Source organism: Sorangium sp. So ce1153 (genome assembly GCF_051521595.1).
Classification (GTDB): domain Bacteria; phylum Myxococcota_A; class Polyangia; order Polyangiales; family Polyangiaceae; genus Sorangium.
The window spans coordinates 4,879,295-4,894,170 of sequence record NZ_CP150361.1 but is presented as its reverse complement, the minus strand read 5'-3'; the positions used below and the strand labels follow the sequence as shown (position 1 = coordinate 4,894,170).

At 68.8% G+C, this 14,876-nt stretch carries 9 protein-coding genes; 5 read left to right on the top strand and 4 right to left on the bottom strand.

What is annotated here, in order from left to right; genetic code table 11:
• Nucleotides 1-26: 26 nt before the first annotated feature.
• Together WME85_RS17510 and WME85_RS17505 are read right to left on the bottom strand one after the other, a co-directional pair.
• Nucleotides 27-3,881 carry a hypothetical protein gene (locus WME85_RS17510; protein WP_437839685.1) on the bottom strand — a complete coding sequence of 1,285 codons (3,855 nt, stop codon included), beginning with the start codon at nucleotides 3,879-3,881 and terminating at the stop codon, nucleotides 27-29.
• 91 nt (nucleotides 3,882-3,972) lie between these two features.
• Nucleotides 3,973-5,625: a tetratricopeptide repeat protein gene (locus WME85_RS17505; RefSeq protein ID WP_437310476.1), complete on the bottom strand. Its 1,653-nt coding sequence runs from the start codon at nucleotides 5,623-5,625 to the stop codon at nucleotides 3,973-3,975.
• A 631-nt stretch (nucleotides 5,626-6,256) separates the two neighbouring features.
• Here WME85_RS17505 and WME85_RS17500 point away from each other — a divergent pair.
• A complete protein-coding gene (locus tag WME85_RS17500) occupies nucleotides 6,257-7,120 on the top strand; it encodes a hypothetical protein (RefSeq protein ID WP_437839684.1) in 864 nt (287 codons plus the stop codon).
• Between the two features lie 7 nt (nucleotides 7,121-7,127).
• Nucleotides 7,128-7,826, top strand: a complete 699-nt coding sequence (locus WME85_RS17495) for a YraN family protein (RefSeq protein ID WP_437839682.1) — start codon at nucleotides 7,128-7,130, stop codon at nucleotides 7,824-7,826.
• 149 nt (nucleotides 7,827-7,975) lie between these two features.
• Here the strand turns inward: WME85_RS17495 and WME85_RS17490 are convergent, their stop codons facing one another.
• Together WME85_RS17490 and WME85_RS17485 are read right to left on the bottom strand one after the other, a co-directional pair.
• On the bottom strand, nucleotides 7,976-8,845 hold the full coding sequence (locus WME85_RS17490; protein ID WP_437839680.1) for a HAMP domain-containing protein: 870 nt from the start codon (nucleotides 8,843-8,845) through the stop codon (nucleotides 7,976-7,978).
• Between the two features lie 76 nt (nucleotides 8,846-8,921).
• On the bottom strand, nucleotides 8,922-9,689 hold the full coding sequence (locus WME85_RS17485; RefSeq protein ID WP_437839678.1) for a HEAT repeat domain-containing protein: 768 nt from the start codon (nucleotides 9,687-9,689) through the stop codon (nucleotides 8,922-8,924).
• A gap of 493 nt (nucleotides 9,690-10,182) precedes the next feature.
• Between WME85_RS17485 and WME85_RS17480 the strand changes: the two genes are divergently transcribed.
• From WME85_RS17480 to WME85_RS17470, 3 genes are all read left to right on the top strand, one after another.
• A complete protein-coding gene (locus tag WME85_RS17480; protein ID WP_437839677.1) occupies nucleotides 10,183-11,946 on the top strand; it encodes a carboxypeptidase regulatory-like domain-containing protein in 1,764 nt (587 codons plus the stop codon).
• Nucleotides 11,947-12,070: 124 nt separating this feature from the next.
• A complete protein-coding gene (ftsY, locus tag WME85_RS17475) occupies nucleotides 12,071-13,447 on the top strand; it encodes a signal recognition particle-docking protein FtsY (RefSeq protein ID WP_437839676.1) in 1,377 nt (458 codons plus the stop codon).
• A 493-nt stretch (nucleotides 13,448-13,940) separates the two neighbouring features.
• Nucleotides 13,941-14,852 carry an outer membrane beta-barrel domain-containing protein gene (locus tag WME85_RS17470; protein WP_437839674.1) on the top strand — a complete coding sequence of 304 codons (912 nt, stop codon included), beginning with the start codon at nucleotides 13,941-13,943 and terminating at the stop codon, nucleotides 14,850-14,852.
• Nucleotides 14,853-14,876 lie beyond the last annotated feature (24 nt).

The window sequence follows — 14,876 nt, the reverse complement described above, 5'->3', positions numbered from 1 at the left end:
GGTGATGCTTCTCATGTTCCGCTCCATCACTTCTTGGGTCGGGTCGTGGCCCGATCGAGCGCCGAGCCTTCCTTGGATCCGCCGGACGCCGCCGGCGTTTCCTTCGTCTTCTCGTCGCCCTCTTCCTTGTCCTTGCTGGCGGCCGGCTTGTCAGTGGCCGTCAGCGCTTCGCGGAAGGGGGTGCCGTCGAGGTTCAGCGGCGCCGGGCGATCGCTCAGGCCGGAGTTGACGCGCGACGGCGCGCCGCGGAATTCGTCGATGAGGTGGTACTCGGCGCCGTAGTTCTTCGAGAGCCACACCTCGCAGGTACGCGAGTAATCGTCGAAGTACTGGTACTTCACGGACAGGTCGAGGCAGGTCTTGAACGCGCCCTTCGCCATCTGCTTCTGCGGCTCGCTCGCCTCGTCCAGGCGCGAGTAGTACTCACCCCGGATCTCGTCGTACGAGACGTCGGTTCCCGGCACCATTCCGTGGCCCTTCCACTCCTTCGGGATCGGCGCGGCCCGGAACTCGGCGACGAACTTGCCCCACATCTGACCGACGCGCGCGCCGGCGGCGATGACCCATCGCGGCGGAGGCGTCGGCTCCAGCTTGAGGATCTTCTGGTACTCCGCGTCGGCCGCCTCGATCGCCGGGCGCTTCTTCTTCACCCAGTCGGCGACCTTGGTGTTGATGTGCTTGAGGACGTCCTCGCGGTTCCCGGCGCCTTTGTACTCGGGGAACTTGATCTTATCGACGTCCTTCCGCTTCTGCTCGGCGAAGTGGAAGTAGGCCTCGCCCACCGCGGTCAGCACCTTGCCGAGCCGGCGCAGCTTCTCCGGCTCCTCGCCGCCGATCGCGTCGATCTTCTTCAGCGCGGCCGCCGGGTCCTTCCAGTAGCCCCGGACCTTGTTGTACTCGCCGTTCGCCGGGGTCACGCTCTTCGTCTGGAGCAGCACGCGCGCGTACATCGCGTGCGCCTGCACCTGGACGTCGAACGTCGCGTTGCGGTCGATCTGCGGCATCGCCGTCGACAGCCGCCGGCGCGCCTGATCCCAGTCCTCGCGGTCGATGTAGTGCGCGCCGATCGCGAACGCGATCTGCGCGGTCTGCGCCGGCTTCGCCTTGCCGTAGTTCTTGTTGAAGAGGTCGGCGTCCTTGATGGCCTGGTCCTCCTGGCCGAGGCCGAGCCGCAGCACGACCGAGTCCTGGAGCGCCTCCGCGGCCTTCTCCCCCTTCGGGTTCTCGCGCGCGTAGCGCTCGTACCAGTTCGCCGCCTCGTCATAGACCGCGATCGCCTGGTAGTTGCCGCCGATCTCGTAGATCGACGTCTTCGCCAGCTCGGTGTTGTGGAGGTTGTACCGCGGGTCGAGCAGGATCTTGCGCGCCGCGATCGACTTGGCGATGAGGCGGGCGGCCTGGAACGCCTTCGCGGCGTTGTAGAGGACCTCCTCGCTCTTCTCGCAGGCGGGCTGCTTGGCCTCGCAGGCGGCCTCGCCGTACTTCTTCCACATGTCCATGTACGCGACGGCGGCCTTCTCGTAGTTCTTGAGGGCCTCGACGCCGCCGGCCGCGTCGGCCGCCTCGACGAGCTTCTGGGCGCGCAGGCGCTCGATGTCGCGCTGGATGCGGATCAGGATCCCGCACTGCTCGGCGTTCTCCTTCTCCTTGCCGCCCTTGCAGTAGAGGTCGATGAACTTGGGCACGTCCGCGGCCATGTCGTCGTAACAAGACGGACGCGGCGGGTCCATGTTCGCGCCGAGGACGTTGAGCGACTCGAGGTAGAGCTGCGAGGCGTAGATGCCGACTTCCTTGTCGGCGTGGTTCAGCGCCACGTCGCGGAACGCGAGCGCGGCCTCCTCCCAGTGCTGCGCCTCGAAGTACGTGCGGCCACGCGCGTACTTCACCTCGACGTACTGCTCCTGCGCCTCCTTGTCGTTCGCGGCGGGCTTGATGTAGCAGACGTAGCGGTTGAAGGCGGTGATCATGCCCTTCTGGCTCTCGTTGAACTCCTTGGGCAGGAACTTCGCCTTCTCCGCCTTCTTGTCCTTCTCGCCCTTCTTGCCCGTCCCCGGGTCGGGGAGGTTGCCGGAGCCCTTCTTGTCAGAGCCGTCCTTGTGCGTCTCGGTGTAGATGTTCTGGTAGCAGAGCACCGACGCGTACGCGGCCTCCGGGGCCTGCGGGCCGCTCGGATCCTCCGCCACGACCGAGTCGAAGGCGGGGCCGCACTTGGCCCAGTCCTTCTGGAAGTACAGAAGGTCGGCCATGGCGTACTTGATCTTGAAGATGTTCGGCCAGTCCTCCTTCAGGATGCGGGGGAACTCGAACTTGGCGAACTGCTCCTGCTTGAAGTTGTTGACGACCTTGTCGTAGAGCTGCGCGGCGAGCTGCATCGTCTTCTTGTCGCCGGTGCCGCGCACGCCGCCCGAGCCGACCGCCTCGAGGTGCCAGGCCATCGCCGTCTCGGTCAGCAGACCGGCGGTGATGTTCGAGCACTTCAGCTTGGCGTCCGCGGGGTGCCCCTCGCCCTGGAACTTGTTGTGGACGTCGAGCTGGCGCCCGAGCTCGCCCATGATCTGGTCCTTGTTGCCAGACTTCATGGCGAGCGTCGCCTCGGCGATGTGCCCCTGGTACACGCAGTACCTCGGGCCACGATCGCGGGTCATCAGGTCGGTGTAGAGCTCGATGCCCTCCTTGTAATGACCGGTGTCGAGGTAGTTCTGCCCGAGGTCGTCCATCATCTTGAACGTCTTCTCGGAGCTGCCGCTCGCGTCGCCGCTGAGCGGCCGGAGGAAGTCGTGGGACTTCCGCGGATCGCCGGCGAGCGCGTAGACCGGGATGATGTCGCGCCGCGCTGAGACCGCGAGCTGGGCGGCGTTCGGCATCTGCTGGTACTGCTGGCCGTACTCGATCGTCTTCTTGAACTCGCTGATGGCGCGGGCGAAGTCGCCCTTGTTCCAGTAGACGTACCCGAGCTTGTAGTGGGCGTAGCCCCAGACCTTGTTCTCGGGCGGCGGGTACTGGGTGACCTTGACGTACGACTGCTCGGCGAGGTCCCACTTGGACGGGTCGCCCTGCGCCTCGTTGAAGAAGAGCTCGCCGAACGCGAGGTACGCGTTCGGGATGTACTTCGAGCTGGGCCAGTTCTTGATGAGCTCGAAGTAGACCTTGCGCGCGTCCTCGAGCTGCTGCGCCTGCTCGTACTCGTAGGCGAGGTAGTAGAGCACCTCGTCCGTGCAGCCCGTGCTCTTCGCGGGGTCGGCCGCGTTGGTGCTCTGGCAGTACTTGGGGTACTGCGTCTTGAGCTGCGTGTAGTACTTGATCGCGCTCTTGCGCGCGGCGGCGAGGATCTTGTCGGCCTTGCCGATCTCCGCCCGCAGGCCGGCGACCGCCTTCGGGTTCTTCCGCTTGGCCTCGTCGGCCTTGATCTGCCCCTCGGTCTTGTCACGGAAGGCGGCCGACTCGAGCTCGACGTAGCCCTCGGCGAGGCGCCGCATCAGCTTCGGCCGATCCGGCGCGTTCTTCGGCGTCGAGGCGTACAGGCTCTCGAGGCCCTGGATCTCCGTGATCAGCAGGCTCCGCACCTTCGGGGCGAGCCGGTTCCGCCGCTCGTCGCGCTGCGCCGAGGCCTGTGAGGCGGTCGGGTTGGCCGGCTTCGTGAGGTCGTCACGCTTCTTCAGGTTGATCCCGGTGGGGGCCGACTTGAAGCTGACCTGCGGCTTCTTGCCGGCCGACACCTGGAGCTTGCCGCCCGGACAGGCGGCGATCGCGTCCTTCGCCGGCTGCGTGATGCACGCGTCGGCCGCGGTCGCGGGGCTCGCCGTGGCCGCGCATGCCGCCACGGCCAACGTGCCTGCCGCCGCGCGGAGCGCATGCAGTACACTGAACTTCGACTGCTTCATCTCCATCTCCGTCCCTCCGCCACGGACCCCCGTGAGGAAGCGCTGTCTGCCCCGCGCGCTCGGGCCGCGGGGCGAACCATGAGGAAACCTCTCACTTGCTGCATTTCGACGTCACGACCTGCCGGTAGAAGCCCAGCTCATCGCGCCAGTACTCGCCGTCGAACGGCCAGAGCACGTGCTCGTCGTCGGGCTTGACGACGCCGTAGGTGAGGGCGTCTTCCTTCGACAGCTGGCCGCTGACGACCTGCTGATCGAGCTTGTTCCGCTCGGCCGCGGTGATGTCGATGAGGATCTTCGACGAGTCGCGGAGGTGCTCGTTGAGCTCATCGAGGTTGCGCTGGTAGCGCTCCCGGCCGAGCGTGCCGGCGTTCCGGACCGCGAGGCTCCGCGCGAACTCGAGGGCGTCGGTCACCTCGCTGCCCACCGGAGAGTTGCGGAAGTTCGCGGGCGCCTTCTTGAACCGCTGCGCCTCGTCGTCGAGCACGCGCACGTACTCCATGTTGCGGCGGAGCTGGCGGTCCGAGAGCGCGTTCTCGACGATCGGGCGGACCGTCGGCGAGATCTGGGCCTTGCCGGCGCCCACGTCCTTCAGGAACTGGAAGAAGCGCTCCTCGTTCCCCTCCCCCTGGAAGCGGTTCAGGATCGCCTCGAGCTCCTTCTTGATCGGCTCGTACTTCTTCTTCATCTTCGCGACGGTGATGGTCGCGTCGCCGTACTGGCAGATCGTGAACGAGACGACGGCCTTCAGGATGTCGGCCTCGGGATAGAACGAGTTCGGGAAGTAGGGCGACTCGATCGTGTGGATGTTGCCGAGGGCCTGCGGGTACAGCCCGGCCATGAAGTACGCCCAGGACTGCTCGAAGAGGCTGTCCAGCCAGTACTCGCTCGCGACGTCGACGCGGTTCCAGTACTTGACCGCGGCCGAGAGCTTCGCCGCGTCGATCGTCGGGACGTTGTTGTCGTCGAGGCGGACAGAGGCGGAGTAGTAGGTCCGCGCCATCGAGAGGAACGCGAGGTCGCGCATGCGCGCCTCGTCCTCGACGCCCTCGACGCCGTCGTCGATCGCCTGGACGATGCGCTGGAACGACTTGACCGCCGGCACCGACTTGCGCAGCTGCACGTACGAGATGCCGCTGAAGAACTGGGCCTGGACGTAGTACTTGCTGTTCGGGTCGACCTTGGCGAAGAGGCTGATGGCCTCCTCGTAGTTCCGGTTGCGGTACTTGTAGCGGCCGAGCAGGTAGTTGAGCTGCCAGTAGAGGTCGCGCTGCTGGGGGTTGTTGAACCGCGCGACCTGCTCGGTCTTGTACTTGCCGACGCGCTCGATGATGTCCGCCGGCTCCGGGAGCTGCGTCGCGAGCTTGGACAGCCAGAGGAGCGTCTCGTTGAACTTGAGGTGGTTCGGCTTGTCGGCGATCTGCGAGAAGATCGCGTAGCTCGCCTGGTAGAACTGCAGGCGGTACAGCGCGATCGCGAGGTGGTACTGCGCGATCTGCCGGTTGCCCTCATCGTCGCCGGTGTCGCCGTCGACGACGCGCTTCAGCTGCAGCGCGGCGTCGCTCCACCGCTCGCTGTCGAACAGCCGCTTGCCCTGCGCCGCTTCCTCGGTCATCTGGCCCGCGGTCACGGGGCCCGCATCCTCGTCGAGGTTGATGGGCTTCTTGCCCCCATTGGCGTCCGCCTTCTCAGCCGCGCCGGGCTTACCCTTGCCGGCCTGCGCGTGCCCCACGGCGGGGGAAAGCAACAGGGCAGAAGCTACAAGGCAGATACTCGCCAGCCGGTTCCGCATCGTCGTTCCTCGCTTTCGGCGACGTAAAGATCGTGGCCCCTTCGCCCCGTTCGCGGCTCCACACACGGGAAGCGCGCGCCGTAGACCCCCGAGGCAACTCGGTCGAGAACCAAAAAGTTCAATGAGAATCAACGGATACTTGCGTGTGGCCGGGGATGGTAGGATTGTGGCGCGCGGCTTGTCAAGCGATGCCAGCCGACGGCTTGCTCTACATTCCCGCCCTCAGACACCGGTCGCCGCGTCGGGCTTGGGGTGGCGCACTGCGTAGGAGTCGACGGTGGAATTATTGAACCGATGCGCGAGCGCTTCCGTAACGGTCTCGCCTCGCCGGCGCGTCATGCCGGCGGCGTCACCGACCGCTGCCAAGGGAGTGACGAGCGCAGGGTCGAACGGTCCGCGCCGCCGGCGGACGCACCTCGGCGGCGGCGCGCCCCATCCGGCTGTTGACGCTCCAGGCGCCCTTCGTCTAGGGTCCAACCGCTGACGTTGTGCCTTTGAGCACCTCGACTTGAGCGTTTTCTTGCCTCCCGTCCGCGCGCCTCTGCCGAGGCGATGGCGCGCACCGCCGCCGAAGGAGCACGTTCTGATGACCCGTTCCATTCTGTCCGGCCTGCTCGGCCTGCTCAGCGTCGTCGCTATGGCGAGCCTGCCCTCCGCGTGTGAAAGCGGCGGCGTGGGCGACCCGTGCCTGCCCGAAGACGAGTACGATCCGCAGTTCGCTGGCTTCAAGGTGACGGAAGAGAACATCGAATCGCGGTCCTTCCAGTGCCAGACGCGGATCTGCCTGGTGAACCACTTCCAGGGGCGCGTGAGCTGCCCCCTCGGTCAGGAGGCACCTGCGACCTGTAACCCCGCCGCGCCCGGCGACTGCAAGGACTGCAAGCTGTCGGGATCGTATGCGCCCGACTGCGAGAACGACGGGGAGTGCCTCAGCGGCGACTGCGATGAGGCAGGCGGCTTCTGCCGGTGCGGCACCCCGGGCACCGACAACCCGAACTGCCCCACCGACTGGAGCTGCGGGGAGGACGGCGTGTGCAAGCTGCACATCTGCCGCGACGGCCTCACCAACCCCGACGGCAGCACCAAGTGCCAGGACCCGACCAGGTCTGATAACGAGGGCAAGGCCTGCTGCGTGCCGGGGACCGAGGATCTCGTCGCGTCGCCCGTGTGCGGCCAGTGCGCCGGCGACTCGGACCGGAACGCAGAGCAGGCGGTGTACTGCTCCTGCCGGTGCGGCGTGGCCGACGGAGAGCCGGACGACCCGAACTTCAACTTCTGCGAGTGCCCGCAGGGCTTCACCTGCTCGGAGATCCGCCCGAACGTCGGGCTCGGCGACCCGAACATCACCGGCAAGTACTGCATCAAGCAGGGCTCCGAGTTCACGGGCGAGCAGGCCTGCGGCAAGGTGCAGGGCCGCTACAACTCGGAACAGTGCGAAGGCAACCCGTAGGAATCGGGTGACGGGCCGCCGCGCCTCGCGCAGCCCTCGGCGAGCGCCGGCCGAACAGGCCGGCGGCTCCGTACCTCCCAGCGACGACTCAAGCTCACTCGAAGGCCTGCGCGCCAGGCGCGCGGCGCGAGCCGAGCCTCCGCCGACCCTCGGGATCGGCGAGAGCGACGGCCCCGCGGCACGCGGCGGCGCGCACGGCGCTCTGACGGCGGCGACGGCGGCGACGGCGGCGACGGCGGCGACGGCGGCGACGGCGGCGACGGCGGCGACGGCGGCGACGGCGGCGACGGCGGCGACGGCGGCGACGGCGGCGGTCCGCCAGGCCATGGCGGCAGCGGCGGGGCACGCGCGGAGGGCGATCGGGGCGCGCGCGGAGGAGGCCGTCGTCGCCCATCTCGCGGCGCAGGGGATCGAGGTCATCGCGCGCAACGCGCGCGTCGGGCGGCTCGAGATCGACGTGATCGCGCGAGACGGCCCGGTCATCGCGATCATCGAGGTGCGCACGCGCGGCGCCGGCTCGTACGTTCGCGCCCTCGACAGCATCGACGCGAGCAAGCGCGCCCGCGTGCGGCGGGCGGGAGAGCAGCTCTGGCGCGCCCGCTTCTCGCGCGTACGCGGCGTGGAGCGGATGCGCTTCGACGCCGCGTCGGTGACGTTCCTCCCGACCGGCGAGGTCGAGATCGAGCTCGTGAAAGCCGCCTTCTAGCGCCAGCGCCTGGGAGCGAGCCGCGCGGCGAGGAGCGGCGAGGAGCGGCGCGTTCGCGCTGAACCTTCGGATTGATCTCGGATCGGCTGCGAGCTGCTGCGACGGCAGCTCGACCCCTCGCGCAGCCGCCCGGGCCGCGCGCGGGCAGGTCATGCGTCGAGCTGCTCTTGCATCTCGCTGCGGAGGCGCTTGAGCTGCGCGAGCCCCTCGGGATCGATCTCCGCCGAGCCGTTCTGGGCGCGCGCGTCCGACTCGAGCTTCTCGAGGACCACATCCATCTTGGCGATCTTCGACTGCTGCCGCGCCCTCAGGTCCTCGACCATCTTCTCGAACGCCTCGAAGAAGTGCTGGAGCTCGTCGCCCTTCCGCAGCCGCTCGCGCACGACCAGCTTGCCCTCGCCGACCTGGCGGAGCAGCCGCTTCATCTTGAAGATCGGGCCGGCGATCTTGTGCGTGAAGACGATGCCCGCGACGCCGACGCCGAGGACAAGCAACGACAGGAGCGCGACGATCAGGCGGAGCAGCATCTGCTGGTTGTGCGCGACGTCAGCGGCCTGCCGCCCGAGCGCCTCGGCGCGCTGCTGGAGCATCGCCGCGTCGCGCTCGAGCCGCGCCTGCTCGTCCTTGAGCTTGCTCTCGTCGCGCTGCGCCGCCTCGCCGAACGTCTTCGCGAGCTCGGGGTCGTCCTTGTACTCCTTCGCGATGTTCATCGCGACGACCTCGCTGACGCGCCGGCTCTGGACGAGCACCTCCTGGCCGCGCTTGACGGTCTCCTGACCCTGCCGGACCGTCTCTTGCCCCTGCTGCACGGCGCTGCGGCTCTGCTCGATGATCTTCGAGCTGGCGTTCCAGAGGAGGATCCCGAGCGCCACCGAGAGCGCGAGGCTGATCCCCACGAGGAACCCCGTGTATTTCAGCTGGAATCTCTGATCGATCAGGTAGTTCCGCGCGCTCCGCTGGTAGCGCGCTCTGACCTCCGGCGCGGAGGTCTGCGGGGCCGTGCTGGAAGCGTCGCTCATGGGATCCTCGAAGCTGGCTGGAGATGACAAGGGTCGTGGCGCACTGGGAAAGCCAATGTCGAGCAGCGATGGTGCATCACAGCGACGCGACGACCTTGTGGAAGGTCTCGACCGCGTTCTCGACGCACATCTTCATCAGGATGTTCTCGCTCTGGACGTCTTTCTTCGGGGTGCCGCTCTGCGTGAGCTTGGGCGCGAACTCACCCTGGAGCGACTTGGACGGATAGGTCCACATGCTGACGCGGACCACCTGGGTGAGGTTGCCGCCCTGGTACAAGGCCGGCTCGACCGTGGCGAGGAGGTAGAAGCCCTTCAGCTTCTTGCCGCCCACGATCTTCTTGCCTTGAGCCGCCGTCTCGCCCTTGGGGGCGACCGCGTAGCCGGCCTTCGACAGGATCTTCGACTGGATCGCGGAGCGGACGATCGCGTCGATCTCTGCCTCGGGGCGGCCGGTCTTGTTCGTGACCTCGATCGCCACGTAGTACTTCGTGTCCGCGCCTGGCGGAGGCGGCGTCGCCGCGCCGCCCGCGCCGCCCGCGCCGCCGGCCGACAGCGTCGCGATCGACTTCTGCATCTGCGACTTGACCGCAGGCGTCTGCTCGCGGGCCTCGGCCCGCTCCAGGCACGCGAGCCCCGCGGGCTTGCCGAGCCTGCCGAGCGCCGCGGCCGCCGCGACCTTGACGGACGCGTTGCTGTCCGTGAGCGCGTCGCAGAGCGGCTTCGTCGCGGCGTCGTCTCCCGACGCCCCGAGCGCGAGCGCCGCCTGCGTGCGGACACGGTAGTCCTCGTTCGTCTTGAGCTGCTCGGCGAAGTAGCTCGTGCGCTGATCCGCGTAGAGCCTCATGGGCATCAGCGAGAGTACGAGCGTCACAACCAGCGACACGAGCACAGGAGAGGGCCGGCGCATTCCACTTCCGACGATACACGAGGGGCTCGCCGCCGTGGCGATCGGATGATCGGTTCCAGATCCAAAATTTGGTGCGCACACGCTCGCACTTTTGCCTTGCATTCGCTCGCTCCTCGCTGCCGCCGGACTGAACGGTTTGACGCGCCCTGCCCGCGGGGCTTCAAGGCCTGAAGCATGTTGGGCCCAGGGCGAACACGACATCATCATCCACTTATCGACCCGACGTCGACGTCGACCTCGACGCCGCGCCCACGCTCTCGAGTGCACGTCCGCTCACGTCCGCTTACGTCCGCGCTCGCCCTCACCGCCCGCGCGGCCAGGCGAGCGCGAGCGCAGCGCAGCGGCGGCGCTGCTTCCCCTTGCCCGGGCTCCACCCGCGTGACGAATAATGCGCGATCATGACGAGAGGCTTGCCGGACGGTTTCGCGGGGTGCGCGGCGTGACGCGGCGCTGGCCGGGGGCGATCCTCGCGACGACCGCGCTCGTCACGGCGCTCTCCGCGCACGCGCAGACGCGAGGTGCGCCGCTCCGCATCCATGTGCGGGGAAGCGCGCAGATCGACGCCGTCGCGTGGACCGAGCCCGACGGGTTCGTCGTGCGCGGCAGCGTCGTCGACGACGCGCGGAGCGCGGTCGCGGAGGCTCCGCTCGCCATCGAGGGGATCACGCGCAGCGGCGCGCCCGTGGACCTGCCGCCGGCGGAGGCGTGCGACGGCGCGGACCGCGTCGGCGAGCACCGCGCGTCCCAGGGCGGGTACGAGATCGCGACCGACGAGCGGGGCGGGTTCTGCCTCCGCGGCCGCGCGCCCCTCGCCGACGCGGCGCTGCGCATCCGCTTCGCGGGAGGGAAGCTCTACGAGCCGGTCGAGGTGAAGATCCCGATCGAGACGCACGCCGCGCCGCTCGCGCCAGTGTCGCTCCGGTTCGATCCGCCGGTGGACGCGATCGACCTGGATCGACCCACCGTCAACATCACCGTCGCGCTCCGGATCGATCGCAGCGGCGCGCTCCTGGGCGGCGCGCCGTTCGAGCGCGAGCGGCTCGCGATCGTGCTCGAGGACGAGCGCGGCGCGAAGGTCGCGGAGGCCCTGACCGGCGGCGACGGTCGCGCGCGGTTTGAGGTCGCGACGGAGGGCCTCGACGGCGCCGGGCAGGGCGTGCTGCGCGCGCGCTTCGACGGGAACGACCAGCTCGCGAAGGCGAGCGTCAGCCAGGGTGTCGTGCGGTACGCGCAGGTGACGCTCGCGCTCCCCCACCCCGTCGAGCCGGCGCGCGCGGAGGACGGCGTGCCGATCGACGTCGACGTGCGTTCGAGCCGCGGCCCGGTCGAAGGCGGTGTGGTCGAGGCGCTGCGCGCGGGCGAGCCCGTCGGGGCGGCCCCCGTGAGCTCCGGCAAGGCGCGCGTCATCGCTGCGTTCACGGCGGAGCGCGAGGGGACCGTGCCGATCTCGCTGCGCTACGTGCCCGCCGCGCCGTGGTGGATCCCCGGCGCGGAGCTCGCGATCGACGTGCCCGTCGCGGGCCCCGGGGTGTGGCGGCAGATCGCGCTCGGCGCGGCCGTCCTCGCGATCGCGGGCTGGGTGCTCGGCGGCTGGCGGCGCGCCCCGAAGCGCGCCGTGGAGCGCGCGAGCGACGAGAAGCCGCCCGCGCCGCCCGGGCGCGCGGGCGTGCGGATCATGGGGCCGCTCGAGGACGCGACCGGCTGGCGCGGCGCCGTCTCCGACGCGCACGACGGCGCGCCGATCGCGCAGGCGGAGCTCACGATCGTCGTGCCCGCGTTCGAGGGCAGCGGCGTCGTCGCGCGCGCGCTGACCGACGACGCCGGCGAGTTCGCGATCGAGGCGCCGTACCGGAGCGACGCCAAGCTCGTGGTCCGCGCGCCGACGCACAGCAGCTACGAGCAGGCGCTCCCGGCGCCGAGCAAGCTGGGGATCGCGCTGGTGACGCGCCGACGCGCCGTGCTCGATCGTCTCGTCCGCTGGGCGCGGCGGCAGGGCGCCCCGTTCGAGGGCCCGCCGGAGCCGACGCCCGGGCACGTGCGCCGCGCGGCGAGCAGGGCACAGCAGCACGAGGTGGAGCTCTGGGCGAGCCGCATCGAGCACGCCGCCTTCGGCCCCGACCCCGTCGACGAGCGGGTGGAGCAGGACCTCGGCGCGTCGGAGCCGAAGCCGGGCATCTCACAGCTCGCCCCCTGATCGGGGCGGCCTCCCCGCCGCCCCGGCCTGCAGTTTCGATGGCCGGATCGGGCGCCCGCGCGAGCGCACGTTGACGTATGGGGTACGTCCCATATAGTCGGCTCCCTCGCCGGAGAACGCCAACGTGGAAATCGCCCTAATTATCGTCGGCCTCGTCGTGATGGCGGCGATCGTCTACTTCATCACGAAGAAGGCGCCGCCACCCGAGATCGAAGCGCGCCCCGAACCGAAGAAGCTCCCGGAGAAGGCGAAGCAGCCCACCGACAAGCCGGCCGACAAGCCGACCGATAAGCCGGCAGACAAGCCGCGCGCCCCGAAGAAGCCTCTGGCGGAGGAAGAGCCTCCGGCGAAGGCGAAGCAGCCCGCGCCGCGGGAGGAGCCGCCCGTCGAGGCGCCCTTCCCCGTCGAGGTGCCCGTCGTGCCGCCCGCCGCCGAGACGGCGGCGCCCGCGCCCGTGGTCGAGGAAGCTCCCGCCGCGCCCGTGGTCGAGCCGCCGGTGGTCAAACCGGCGCCCGCGAGGCCCGCGCGCGAGACGACCCCCCCGGGCGCGCGCAAGCGCGACATCGAGGGGCTCCGCAGGGGCCTCACGAAGGTGCGCGAGAGCGAGGGGTTCTTCGGCCGGCTCAAGGCCCTGTTCGCCGGCAAGAAGGAGATCGATCCCAACGTCGTCGAGCAGATCGAGGAAGTGCTGCTCACCTCCGACGTCGGCGTGAAGACGACAGAGCTGCTCCTCGACGAGATCCGCTCGGCGCTCAGCAGGAACGAGCTCGCCGACACGGACAAGGTCTGGGACGCGCTGCGCGAGCACGCGAAGCGGATCCTGCGCGTCGGCGCCGGCGGCGGGCTCTCGCTGAAGACGCAGCCGACCGTGGTGATGGTGGTCGGCGTGAACGGCGTGGGCAAGACGACCACGATCGGCAAGCTCGCGACGCAGCTCAAGGCAGAGGGCAAGACGGTGGTGCTCGCCGCGGGCGACACGTTCCGCGCGGCGGCGGTGCAGCAGCTCAACGTCTGGGGCAAGCGCGTCGGCTGCGAGGTCGTGCGCGGCAAGGACGGAGCGAACCCTGGCGCGGTGATCTTCGACGCGATCCAGAAGGCGAAGGACACCGGCGCCGACGTGGTCCTCGCCGACACCGCGGGCCGGCTGCACACGAAGACGAACCTCATGGAGGAGCTGGCCCGGGTCGCGCGCACCATGAACAAGGCGCTCGAGGGCGCGCCCCACGAGACGCTGCTGGTGCTCGACGCCACGAACGGCCAGAACGCCATGCAGCAGGCCGCGCTCTTCAAGGAGGCGCTGCCGATCACCGGCATCGTGCTGACGAAGCTCGACGGCACCGCCAAGGGCGGCGTCATCCTCGGCATCTGCGCCGAGCATGGACTGCCGGTCCGCTACGTCGGCATCGGCGAGCGCGCCGAGGACCTCCGCGAGTTCGAGCCCGACGAGTTCGTCGAGGCGATGCTCGGCCGCGCCAGCGGCTCCGAGGACGCGGCCGCCTGACACGCGCGCGGCTGCGCCTGCGTCAGGCGACCCGCGCTCGGCCCGGCGACGAGCGATCTCGACCTCACCTCCCAATCACTTTCCTCGACATCGGTCAAAGAAACGGGCGAAGATCCGGGCCCGCGGATCGTCGCGCTCGCGCCGCTGAACCGTCAGGAGCCGCCACCGTCATGCACCCCCCAGCGCACGCACATCGGCGGATCCGGGCCCGCGGTGATTCTGCAGTCCATCGACCGTCGCGCGAAGCCGCCTGGCGCGCGGTCGCGGCAGAGCACGGCGAGGCTCGCGGTCTGGCGGCTCGCCCGGTCGTCCATGGCAAAAGGATTTGGTTGTTGATCCTTTGATTTTCGGCGTGATATAGTCCGTCGGGCTTGGCGGTTGACCGAATTATTTAATTATTTCGAGTAGTTAGGAAGCTGTTCTACCTGGGCGTTCGAGAACGATCGCTCGCATCGCACGGACTTCGGAAGGGATGGCGATGAACCAGGCTCGCGTGGGGCTTCTCGTTGCGGCTGCGCTGGTCGCGGTGCCGCTCACGGCGTCGGCTCAGCCAAAGGAGCAACCCAAGGAAATCAACCTCGACGAGCCAGAGACTCCTGCCGAGGGCACGGAGCCGGCGGAGGCCCCCGAGGCTCCGGCCGAGGGCGGCGACGAGGCGGGGCTTGGGGACATCTGTAAGATCGACCCTTCGGCGTGTCCCACGATCGATTTGAACAAGGAAGCGGCGAAGGATCTCAAGCCAGAGACCTACGCGGTGCAGCAGATCTACGCGCTGCGCTATCACCGCTTTGAGGTGAACCCGTACTTCGGGCTGACCATGAACGACCAGTTCGTCGGTCACAACGGTCCCGGGCTCGCGATCAACTGGTACCTCACCAACGTCCTCGCGATCGGGGTCAACGGTAACTGGTACGCCGGCCTCAACACGCCGTCGGACTTCAACTTCCAGACGAGCAGGGCGGCGCGTATCGGCGAGCCGATCACCGAGTATCAGTGGAACGCGAATGCGAACTTCACGTACGTCCCCGCGTACGGCAAGTTCGCGGGGTTCAGCGACTTCATCTTCCACTACGACTTCTACGTGCTCGGCGGCGTCGGCGCGATCTCGACGCGGCCCATGGCCGTCGTCGATCCGGACAACCGCTCCTTCGACTGGAAGCCGAAGCTCGCCTTCCACGTCGGCGGTGGCCTCCGCATCTTCTTCAACCGCTGGTTCGCGGCGATGGCCGAGGTCAGCGACTACGTCTTCTTCGACGAGCTCGAGGCCGCCAGCGTCAACAAGGACAGGCCGCAGGACAAGAGCACGTGGCTCGAGAGTGAGAAGAGCTTCACCAACAACGTGCAGGCGCAGGTCGGATTCTCGGTCTTCCTGCCGTTCTCCTGGGAATACCGGCTGCCGAAGTGAGGCCTTTGGACGTGGGGACGCGCG